3 protein-coding genes and 4 pseudogenes are annotated in these 7,591 nt (G+C 53.6%); 5 read left to right on the top strand and 2 right to left on the bottom strand.

Translation table 11 applies throughout. The annotated features are described in order from the left end of the window. The first annotated feature begins 287 nt into the window (after positions 1 to 287). The 3 genes and pseudogenes from FEK66_RS24150 to FEK66_RS24140 all read left to right on the top strand — a co-directional run. Entirely contained in the window at positions 288 to 3,182 is a 2,895-nt protein-coding gene (locus FEK66_RS24150) for an RHS repeat domain-containing protein (protein WP_346763430.1), read from the top strand. A gap of 202 nt (positions 3,183 to 3,384) precedes the next feature. After that, positions 3,385 to 3,917: pseudogene (locus FEK66_RS24145) on the top strand (recombinase family protein). Further along, a pseudogene (locus FEK66_RS24140) lies at positions 3,901 to 4,236 on the top strand (IS481 family transposase); the annotation flags it as partial. The pseudogenes FEK66_RS24145 and FEK66_RS24140, both read left to right, overlap by 17 nt. Before the next feature lie 41 nt (positions 4,237 to 4,277). On the opposite strand, the pseudogene FEK66_RS26145 reads toward FEK66_RS24140, so the two are convergent. Continuing rightward, positions 4,278 to 4,481, bottom strand: a pseudogene (locus FEK66_RS26145) (transposase); the annotation flags it as partial. A gap of 193 nt (positions 4,482 to 4,674) precedes the next feature. Here FEK66_RS26145 and FEK66_RS24130 point away from each other — a divergent pair. Together FEK66_RS24130 and repA are read left to right on the top strand one after the other, a co-directional pair. Next, positions 4,675 to 4,992: a hypothetical protein gene (locus FEK66_RS24130; protein ID WP_240782987.1), complete on the top strand. Its 318-nt coding sequence runs from the start codon at positions 4,675 to 4,677 to the stop codon at positions 4,990 to 4,992. Positions 4,993 to 5,393: 401 nt separating this feature from the next. Next, complete coding sequence (repA, locus tag FEK66_RS24125) at positions 5,394 to 6,260, top strand: incFII family plasmid replication initiator RepA (protein WP_135495628.1); 867 nt, start codon at positions 5,394 to 5,396, stop codon at positions 6,258 to 6,260. 975 nt (positions 6,261 to 7,235) lie between these two features. Here the strand turns inward: repA and FEK66_RS24120 are convergent. Beyond that, positions 7,236 to 7,412, bottom strand: a pseudogene (locus FEK66_RS24120) (DDE-type integrase/transposase/recombinase); the annotation flags it as partial. Between the last annotated feature and the right edge of the window lie 179 nt (positions 7,413 to 7,591).

Here is a 7,591-nt window from a genome sequence, read left to right as displayed (position 1 = left end):
GATTTATTCAACAAAGCCGCCATACAGGGAAACACATGGCAGGCTAAAGTCATGAAGCCTATTTGTAAGGGCTCGCAATCGAAATCCCTCCGACTCACATTATGTGATAATGAACTCGCGTTTATCCTGCCCGGCTCGCAATCCATTTCACCGGGCTCACAATAACTGCAAATGAAATTTTCTATATTTGTTTGGCTGATTTTCTATTGAAAATACTCATGCGGGCATAATATTCCTGAATGCTGTACAGAATGTCTGTGCCGACATAATCTAAACAGGAAACTACCATGAACACATCACTGTTCAGCAACACCCCGACGGTCACGGTCCTCGACAACCGCGGTCTCACTGTGCGCGATATCGCGTACCACAGCCATCCCGACACCCCGGAGGTCACCAGCGGGCGCATCACCCGCCACCGGTACGACGCCCGCGGCTTTCTGACGCAGAGCGCTGAGCCGCGCCTGCATGCAGCGGGGCTGGCAAACTTCAGCTACCTCACGGACCTGGCCGGCAGTGTCCTGCGTACCGTCAGCGTGGACGCAGGAACCACCGTGGCACTGAATGACGCCGCAGGACGCCCCTTTATCGCGGTCAGCAACATCGGTACCGCGGATGACGGTACGGAGGACCTGAGTCAGGCGGTGACCCGCACCTGGCAGTATGAGGACGCAGCGCTACCGGGCCGGGCGCTCAGCATCACGGAGCAGCTCACCGGCAAAGCCGCCCGCATCACGGAGCGCTTCGTGTATGCCGGCCATACAGCCGGAGAAAAGGCCCTGAACCTCGCCGGCGCCGATGTCAGCCACTACGACACGGCCGGCCTGACGCAGACGGACAGCATTGCTCTGACGGGGTCCCCCTTGTCCGTCACCCGTCGCCTGCTGAAGGATGCGGATAACCCAGACGTCGTGGCCGACTGGCAGGGCGGGGAAGCCACCGTCTGGAACACGCTGCTCGGTGACAAAGTGTTTACCACCCTGACCACCGCCGACGCCACCGGGGCGGTGCTGACCACCACGGATGCACAGGGTAATGTGCAGCGGGTGGCGTACGACGTGGCGGGCCTGCTGTCGGGCAGCTGGCTGACCCTGAAGGATGGTACGGAGCAGGTTATCGTGGCCTCCCTGACGTACTCCGCTGCCGGGCAGAAGCTGCGCGAGGAGCACGGCAGCGGCGTGGTGACCACGTACACTTACGAGCCGGAGACGCAGCGCCTGACCGGGATTAAAACGGCGCGTCCGGCCGGGCATCCTTCAGGGGCGAAGGTGCTGCAGGACCTGCGCTATGAGTACGACCCGGCGGGCAACGTCCTGAAAATTACTAACGACGCGGAAGAGACCCGCTTCTGGCGCAACCAGAAAGTGGTGCCGGAGAACACCTATACCTACGACAGCCTGTACCAGCTGGTCAGCGCCATCGGGCGCGAGATGGCCAGTGCCGGGCAGCAGTGCAACAGTCTTCCCTCAGTCACCGTCCCCCTCCCCACCGACGGTTCCGCATACACAAACTACACCCGCACGTACAGCTACGACGAAGCAGGCAACCTCACGCAGGTACGGCACTGCGCGCCTGCCACAGGTAATAATTACACCACGGACATTACGGTGAGCAGCCGCAGCAACCGGGGCGTACAGAGCACCCTGACGGATAACCCGGCAGACGTGGACGCCCTGTTCACCGCCGGCGGGCAGCAGAAACAGCTGCAGCCGGGCCAGAGCCTCATCTGGACGCCGCGTAACGAGCTGCAGACGGTGACGCCGGTGGTGCGTGATGGCGCCGCCGCAGACTACGAAAGCTATCGGTATGATGCGGGCAGCCAGCGCGTGCTGAAGATGAGCGTGCAGGAAACGAAAGCCAGCACGCAGAGGCAACGGGCGCTGTACCTGCCGAGGCTGGAGCTGCGCAGCACAAAAGCGGGCGATACGGTCACAGAAAACCTGCATGTGGTTACCGTGGGCGAGGCGGGCCGGGCACAGGTGCGGGTGCTGCACTGGACATCAGGCAGACCGGAGAGTATCAGCAATGACCGAGTACGGTACAGCTACGATAACCTCACCGGCAGCAGCGGGCTGGAGCTGGACGGTGACGGGAACGTTATCAGCGCGGAGGAGTACTACCCGTACGGCGGCACCGCCATCCTGGCGGCGCGCAGCGTGGTGGAAGCGGACTACAAAACGGTGCGCTACTCGGGCAAGGAGCGTGACGCGACGGGGCTGTACTACTACGGGTACCGGTACTATCAGCCGTGGGCGGGCCGGTGGCTGAGCGCGGACCCGGCGGGGACCATCGACGGGCTGAACCTGTTCAGGATGGTACGGAATAATCCTGTGACACTCCGGGATGCCGATGGCCTTGCTCCTGCTGAGTTATATGTTGGTTTGCTTATTGCTGTCGCGGCTATAGCTTATATCTTATTTGGCTATAGAACTGGACAATTACAATCTATTTCTAATCCTCGTAAAATAACGACATGGACTCCTGAGTCTATCAATAGTGATTATATTACTACTCATATGGTTCGGGGGAATGATAGCGATTTCTATCAAAAATCAGCAGAAGCTGTACTGGCGTCAAGAGATATATTTAGCGCATCACTGATTAACACGAAAGATGTTAAGAAAACTCATGAGGGGCGTGGCTATCGATATACAGGTGCATATGCTCAGTCAGGGTTTATTATTGAGCTACCACCTCAAAATATCATAGCCACCCATGAACATGACATATCTTTCCCCACACATATTGGCAAACAAGGGCGTTCAGGCGAAGTAAGTTCAACTTATAAATTAGCTGATGTGATTACTCGACCTCCAATTGCAGGATATTCTTTCACGGGTAAGCCACTCCCGAGAATTAGTTCATACATTAATATGTTATCTCCTGATGAGTTACTCGATAGAAAAAATGAGGCGGAAAAATTACTGCCCGATCGCACATTATATAGAAACGAAATATTGGCTATCGGTAAATCAAACGTAAATGTTCATGAAGGTTTCCCTCCAACGGAGGGAGTGAAGGTTAAAGGAATATTAGTTGCATCTGATTATGCAGACGGAAGAATAACTAATGAAGTTCATGCTAAAGTTAAAAGACTACAAAAGGCAAATCCAGACTTACCTGTATATACATTGGGAAATAAGAAACTGGAACTTGCAAGCAGCAAGCTTAAACGGCACTAATGATATAATCCATTCCACAGTAAACGCTGATTTGTTGGGGTGCTATCGATGAGAGCTCTATTTATTTAATTTGTTTCATTAGAGTAAAACCCAAAACAGTCAATCCGGTGAGACAGTTTTTCTGCCTCATTTTGGTTGTTTTCGTCTCATCCTGGTGTTACGTTTTCACCATCTAGAGTTAAACGAGACAGTTTTCATCATTATGGCACTTTACGGCTACGCCCGCGTATCAACCAGTGACCAGGATTTTACCCTGCAGACACAAATTCTCCGCGCTGCCGGTTGTGAAATCATTCGTGCAGAAAAAGCCAGCGGAAGCAGCCGGACCGGAAGGAGCGAGTTGCAGCTGTTGCTGGAGTTCCTGCGCCCCGGTGATACGCTGATGGTGACCCGCGAGGATCGCCTGGCCCGCAGCATTAAGGACCTGCAGGATATCGTGTACGCCCTGAATCAGCAGGGCGTAACACTCCAACAGAACAGCCAGTGGACACGCGTTCTACGCTGGGCGTTTTTGCTGAATTTGAAACCAATCTGCGACGTGAACGCCAGATGGAAGGGATTGCCGCGGCTAAAGCGCGGGGCGTGTACCACGGAAGAAAGCCCTCAATAGATCCTGCAGAAGTCTGGCGTCTGTACACCATGGAGAAGATGGGGGCCACGGCCATTGCCCGTCAGCTCGGGATCGGGAGAGCGTCAGTCTACCGGGCGCTGGAAAACTATGAGCAGCCGGCGTAGTAGTGCCATCCCAACTGACTCCCTGTTGCAACTGCGGCAACGGCTCGATCGCCTGCCGCCAAAAAGTCCTGAACGGGCCACCCAGATTGCCGCGGCCGCTCAGTTGTATGGTATTTCAGTCACGACGGTCTATCGCGCCCTTCGCCTGGTTCTCAGACCACGCACAGCTCACCGCCGCGATCATGGTCAGTCACGGATACTTCCCTCGTCGGAACTGGAACATTACTGTGAACTGATTGCTGCGCTGAAACTGCGAACGACGAATAAATCCGGTCGCCATCTGTCAACCGGGCGGGCAATACAGTTGCTGGAAGAACACGTCTCTACGGGTAAGAGTGATGGCCCTGGAGGTGGGGCGGTGGTCGCTGGCTGGCGGCGAGATATCCGGCCTTCGTTTTGCCACATGCGCTGCCACTTAAAAATGAGGTTGTGAGCAACCCCGTTTTCTCTCGCGATTTTTGCGACATTGGCTCCGGGTTGAGAAGCCAGTTCAACGATACGAAGTTTAAAGTCGTTGGAATAGACTGTGCGTGATTCAGTTCGCCAGTTAGCAGTGTTTTCCATGAATAGAGCTCCATCTGGTTTAGAAGGAGCTCTAACCTAACGATCCCGGAACCAGAATCACAGGCGGCAGTGGCTTGACGCTTACCTCTGCATATGAAACTACGGCCTGTTAAACATCTTATCATCGAACGTACCGCCGGACAGTTCGACGTGCTAGCGAAACTTATTTCTCAGGCACGGTGAAGCACCGTATTTGAACAAGGAAGGGAACAGCACAAGTTACTATGTCACTCTCAAAGGTAAAGATGGGCAGGAAACGACCCAGTGGGGCGTGGGCTTAAAAGATACGCTCATGGGTTTTCGACGTGATAATGAAGTTTCTCTGGAGCTTAAAGAGTCAAAACCGGTGCAGGTGCGTGTGCGGGATGAAAACGGTCATTTTTCTACTCGTGAAGCGGTGCGAAATATCTGGGAAGCAACAAGGCTCTATGGTCCTCAACCCCAAAAGTCTGCGGAGCTATCAAAAAGTGATATAATCAAAGGATTTAAAATGATTAATTATGACGGATAACTTCATGATTTGAGATTTTTTTATTAGGGGAATTTGTTTTAAATCCAAGTGTTAAATAGTTTATTTCTGTGCTCAGAATCCCGTACACTTTTGGTACTACTCTCGCTATTTAAGGCCCAGCGAATTAAGTTAATTGTCTTATTTGAACGTCACAGTTCGACGTGGTAAATTATACAGACTTAACGAATTGTTACGGGCAGGACGCTTCCGGTAATAGCGTCCGGGGCAGGGACAGGCAAATGTTGGTCCCTGAACGCAAAAACCCCCCTAAAATCTGTTATCAACTTGGCGGTAGAATCAGATATTCAGGGGGGGCTAAAGCAGGCGCTGGCCTGTAAAGGATTATAGGTAAATGTATAATCACTTACAACCCCCTTACTCCGCCATAAGTGCGGGTGGGCATGACTGAACAATCAACTCGCTCCGCCACACAATATAAACAGGTCAAAAACCCGAATCCGGCATTCACAGCGCGTGAGGGAAAAAAGACCCTGCCGTTCTGTCGTAAGCTGATGGCGAAAGCTGAGGGCTTCACGTCCCGTTTCGATTTTTCTATTCACGTTGCGTTTGCGCGTTCTATGGGTGTGCGTCATCGTCAGCCACCGTTGTTGCGCCGCCGCGCCATTGATGCACTGTTGCAGGGACTGTGCTTCCACTATGATCCACTGGCTAACCGCGTCCAGCGTTCCATCACCAATCTGGCCATCGAGTGCGGGCTGGCTACAGAATCGAAAAAAGGCAATCTGTCCATCACTCGAGCCACGCGGGCGCTGAAGTTTATGGCTGAGCTGGGGCTGATTACCTACCTGACCGAGTATGATCCGCTGATTGGCTGCAACATCCCGACCGATATCACTTTCACGCCAGCCCTGTTCTTTGCGCTGGATGTTTCTGACGTTGCGGTGGCGGCTGCACGTCGCAGCCGCATGGAATGGGAGAACCAGCAGCGTGAAAAACAACGCCTTCCCCGGCTGGGTATCGATGAGCTGATTGCGAGAGCTTGGCGATTTGTGCGCGAGCGGTTCCGTAGTTACCAGACTGAGCGTAAAGCGCACGGACTGAAGCGAGCCCGCGCCCGCAGTGACGCTGAGCGCTCCCGCCGCGATATTGAAACCATCGTAAAGCGGCAACTGACACGGGAAATTGCTGAGGGCCGCTTTACCGGCAACCTGGACGCCGTGCGCCGGGAACAGGTAAGGCGTGTAAAAGAACGAATGCTGATGTCCCGTGGGAATAACTATACGCGGCTGGTAACGGCTATCCCCTGACCCCGTTCTGTTCTTTAATCCGGCTGACGCCGGAGGTAACAGCTCGTCTGTTACTCACTGTAGCTTATGATCTGAGCGAACTAGCATGACAGTCATCCGCCTTTCCCCTTTTTCCTGCCAGTTCCTGCTGAAGGTGCCTTTTCTGCGCACAAAATTCAGTTACGCCTGCTTAACTGCAAGGGAGTTTCCTATAAGGTGACAGCCGCTATTGCTACAGAGTGCCAAACGTTATGATTTCAAAGCGCATGGTTTCTTTTAAAAACCTGCTTAATACTTCTTTTAAAAACCTTTTATATTTTTCATATAAACAAATAACCTATTCATCAGCTATTCTGTGGAAAAGACAGTCTCTGGTAATACCAGCCGCTTGCAGCGGATCAACACAGTGCCAATTACAACAATGCTTTCTCCCACCACACTGCAACAGGATCGTAAGGCGTCTGAACTTTAGTCAGGGTGGTAAAGTGAACTGCCAAGTTTTCCCCTGCTTCTGCACGAACCCCAGATTTTTCGTCCTCACATACAAATCGGTAACCTCGCCCCACCACTGAAAAGCGCCCCCGCCCGGCCCTTCGGGCCGGAACAGCGTCGCTTTTAATTATGGATGTTGTAACTAGATACTGCATTGCATTTAGTCGTGTTGCTGAAAAGTTCGGAATTACACGCCCGTAAGCGGCCCTGACGGCCCGCTAACGCGGAGATACGCCCCGACTGCGGGTTACCCCCCTTGTCGGGACCACTCCGACAGCGCACAGAAGCTTCTGTATTGCTTTCAGCATGTCTGGTCTGGCAGGGAAAGGGATAGTCAGGCGGAATCTGTCTGAATGGTAACCGGCTACGCCGGGCTTCGGCGGTTTACTGGCGCACCACATGTCATATCTGTAGGCCGCCTTACATGCCGCTAACGCGGCATTACGGCACTGTCGCCGAGATAATTCAGAAAAGGAGCGTAGCCGCTTCGGCAGGCCGTCAGACCAGCGATGACGTCATGCGACTATCCACGTGCCAGCCCACTATCCGCCGGGAGTACAGGTCCATTACCGCTGCCAGATACAGCCAGCCTTCGCCGATCCTGAGATACGTGATGTCCTGGACCCACACCTGGTCCGGCCCCGGTGGGTTAAAGTTCTGATTCAGCAGGTTTGGCGCAACTTCGGCCCCGGCGCGGGGTTTTGTCGTCACTTTATAAGCCCGGCGCTGACGGCATATCAGGCCCTCTTCCTGCATGAGTTTCATCACCCGCCAGCGGCTGACTGTGACGCCTTCTTTAAAATGTCCTTCTCAAGGCGTAACTCTTTGTTTTCTTTGCGCAGGCGCTTAAGCTCAGCCCG

The sequence above is a fragment of the Escherichia sp. E1130 genome, assembly GCF_005781065.1.
Taxonomy (GTDB): Bacteria; Pseudomonadota; Gammaproteobacteria; order Enterobacterales; family Enterobacteriaceae; genus Escherichia.
The sequence above is the reverse complement of the archived record's forward strand: the minus strand, read 5'-3'. Positions and strand labels throughout refer to the sequence as shown.

Bases quoted from the DNA above. Each gene is read 5' to 3' on its own strand.
- FEK66_RS24150 (WP_346763430.1), top strand. From the start codon at position 288: ATGAACACATCACTGTTCAGCAACACCCCGACGGTCACGGTCCTCGAC.
- repA (WP_135495628.1), top strand. From the start codon at position 5,394: ATGACTGAACAATCAACTCGCTCCGCCACACAATATAAACAGGTCAAA.